The following is a 3,021-nucleotide window of genomic DNA, read 5'->3' as shown; positions in this document are numbered from 1 at the left end:
CGTGACCGGTGCACGCGTGCACCTCTCGCATCTGTCCTCGGCGGCCGGCATCGAACTGATGCGCGCGGCCAAGGCCGAAGGCCTGCCGGTCACCTGCGATGTGACGGTGAACCATATTCACCTGATCGACCTGGATATCGGCTACTTCGACTCGCAATTCCGCCTCGACCCGCCATTGCGCTCGCAACGCGATCGCGAAGCGATCCGCGCGGGTCTGGCCGACGGCACGATCGACGCAATCTGCTCCGATCACACCCCAGTCGACGATGACGAAAAGCTGCTCCCCTTCGCCGAAGCCACGCCGGGCGCGACCGGTCTGGAGCTGTTCCTTTCGCTGACGGTGAAATGGGCGGACGAGGCCCGTGTGCCGTTAGCCAAGGCGCTCAACCGCATCACCGCAGCGCCGGCTAGCGTGCTGAAGCTGGACGCGGGCCGTGTTGCAGTGGGCGCCTGCGCCGATCTGTGCATCTTCGATCGCAATGCGCACTGGCGCGTCGAGCCGCGCGCACTGAAAAGCCAAGGGCACAACACCCCTTTCCTCGGCTACGAACTGCCGGCACGCGTGCGAGCGACGATCGTCTCCGGGCACGTTGCATTCGAACAGCGCTAACCTTAGGACTGCACCATGCTCGCATTTCGCAAGGCCCGGCTGATCGCACATCTGCTGCATGGCATGTTCACGGTAGCGACGCGTTTTCCGCGCGCGAGCGCGGCCGAGCGGGAAGCGCTCAACCGCGTGTGGTCGTTGAAGATGCTGCGGCTGTGCGGCATGCGTCTCGTCGTCCATAACGACAGCGCGCGGCTCGACGCTGGCGCGCTGGTGGTGGCCAATCACATCTCGTGGATCGACATCTACGTGATCAACGCGTGGCGGCCGACGCCGTTCGTCTCCAAGGCCGAAATTCGTCAATGGCCGGTAGTGGGCTGGCTCGCTCAGCAACTGGGGACGGTGTTTATCCAGCGCGAGAAGCGCAGCGACGCCAAGCGGATCATGCACGAATTGTCCGACCGGTTGAGCGCGGGCGAACTGATGTGCGTGTTCCCGGAAGGCACCACCTCCGACGGTCTCACGCTGTTGTCGTTCCACGCCAATATGTTCCAGGCAGCGGTGTCGGCGGCGAGCCCGGTGCAGCCGGTTTGCCTGATGTACGAAGATGCGCACGGACGGCAATCGACCGCGCCGGCGTATATCGGCGACATGTCGCTCGGCCAGTCGCTCGACGCGCTGCTGCGCGGTGGTCCGCTGACGGCGCATGTGTATGTGGGCGAGGCGCTGACGCCGGGCGCCGATCGGCGCACGCTGGCAGCGCAGGCACAACAGACGGTAGGAACGGCGTTACGCAGCTTGCAAGGCGCGGGCGCGCCTGCTCGTGCTGCGGCCGCTCTGGAAAGCGAAGCATCGGCCATTCAGAATGCGACCGGTGTAGCGGTGCCGCACGAAGAGACGCTGATCGACAACGTCGATCAGCACGGACGATCAGCCTAGTTGATCTAGTTGCCCGAACTAGCAGAGCTAGCCGAGGAACGGCAACCCGTGCACTCGACTTGAGTCAGCGTGCGTTCGGCCGGATTGGCCGCGAGCCGCACCGCGGACAATTCTTCGCCCCACACGCAACCCGAATCGAGCCCGATCAGGTTGTCGCGCATCATCAAACCCAGCGCGGCCCAGTGACCGAACACCACGGTGATGTCGGACGTCTTCCGCGAAGGTACGTCGAACCACGGCATAAAGCCCGACGGCGCGGAATTGAGGCCGCCGCTCGTGCTGAAGTCCATCTCGCCGTCCAGATTGCAAAAGCGCAGACGCGTGAGGGCGGTACAAGTCAGCCGCAGACGGTCGATGCCTTTCAGGCCCGGCTTCCAACGGTTCGGCTCGTTGCCGTAGAGACCCGCCAGCGTCTCCTTCCAGTTCGGCGCACGCAGCGCACGCTGCAGTTCATCGGCGAGTTCGAGCGTGAGCGTCACATCCCATTGCGGCAACACGCCTGCGTGAACCAGCAGCATGTTGTTCTCGAAGTGCGCCACCGGCAGATGGCGGACCCAGTGCAGCAGATCTTCGGCATCGGGCGCGGCGAGAATCTCGTCGATCGTATCGCCCTTCTTCGATTTGCGAATGCCGGCCGACACCGACAGCAGATGCAGGTCATGATTGCCGAGCACCGGCTTCGCACGTTCGCCAAGTGCGATGATGTCGTGCAGCGTGGCGAGCGACTCGCTGCCGCGATTGATCAGGTCGCCGGCGAACCAGAGCGGCGTGTCTGGCGACGGTGCAACCTTCGCAAGCAGTTGCTGGAAAGGGGTGCGGCAACCCTGCAGGTCACCGAAGGCAAGGGGTACGGAATGCGGAAGGCTGGGAACGGTCATCTGGGGGCGGAATCAGGTACACACTGGCGATGGATGCATCATGGTAGCCTGACATAATAGCCCGTTTGATGCGACGGTATTGCGACGCTTTAAGGACCAGGAGAATGAGGGTGAACGGAGAAACGACGAAACCAGCGGCGCACGCTGAACGCCTGACACGGACACTTGTTACCGGCGCCAACGGCTTTACCGGGGCCTGGCTGATCAGCAATCTACTCGCGAGTGGGCACGCCGTGACAGAGACTGTGGCGGGGCTGGATGCGCCCGAAGGACCATCTCGGCGGCGGCTTGATATCACCTCGCCACAGGAATGCCGGCAAGTGATTGACGATGTGCGGCCCGATTACATTGTGCACCTCGCAGCCATCAGTTTTGTCGGGCATAACGACCCGGTCGATTTTTACCGGGTCAATGTGCTTGGCACATTGAACCTGCTGCAGGCATGCGCCGATGTCGGCCACACGCCGCGCAAGGTGCTGGTTGCCAGCAGTGCGAACGTTTATGGCAACGTGACCAGCGAGGCGATCGACGAGAGCTTTCCGGTTGCGCCGGTCAATCACTATGCAGCCAGCAAGGCGTCGATGGAGTCGCTCGTGCGCACGTGGTTCGACCGGCTGCCGCTGCTGATTGTCCGGCCGTTCAACTACACGGGACGCG

General features: G+C 63.4%; 4 protein-coding genes. 3 read left to right on the top strand and 1 reads right to left on the bottom strand.

Annotated elements, in window-relative coordinates; genetic code table 11:
• Positions 1-610 (top strand): amidohydrolase family protein (locus tag M0954_RS05420; RefSeq protein WP_297352026.1); only part of this gene is annotated, 610 nt, incomplete at its 5' end.
• Between the two features lie 15 nt (positions 611-625).
• Positions 626-1,486: a 1-acyl-sn-glycerol-3-phosphate acyltransferase gene (locus tag M0954_RS05415; protein ID WP_297352025.1), complete on the top strand. Its 861-nt coding sequence runs from the start codon at positions 626-628 to the stop codon at positions 1,484-1,486.
• A gap of 5 nt (positions 1,487-1,491) precedes the next feature.
• On the opposite strand, the gene M0954_RS05410 is transcribed toward M0954_RS05415, so the two are convergent.
• A complete protein-coding gene (locus M0954_RS05410) occupies positions 1,492-2,364 on the bottom strand; it encodes a symmetrical bis(5'-nucleosyl)-tetraphosphatase (RefSeq protein ID WP_297352023.1) in 873 nt (290 codons plus the stop codon).
• Between the two features lie 110 nt (positions 2,365-2,474).
• Between M0954_RS05410 and M0954_RS05405 the strand changes: the two genes are divergently transcribed.
• Positions 2,475-3,021 (top strand): NAD(P)-dependent oxidoreductase (locus M0954_RS05405; RefSeq protein ID WP_297352021.1); only part of this gene is annotated, 547 nt, incomplete at its 3' end.

This window comes from Paraburkholderia sp. (assembly GCF_026225065.1).
In the GTDB taxonomy this organism is placed as follows: Bacteria; Pseudomonadota; Gammaproteobacteria; order Burkholderiales; family Burkholderiaceae; genus Paraburkholderia.
The sequence above is the reverse complement of the archived record's forward strand: the minus strand, read 5'-3'. Positions and strand labels throughout refer to the sequence as shown.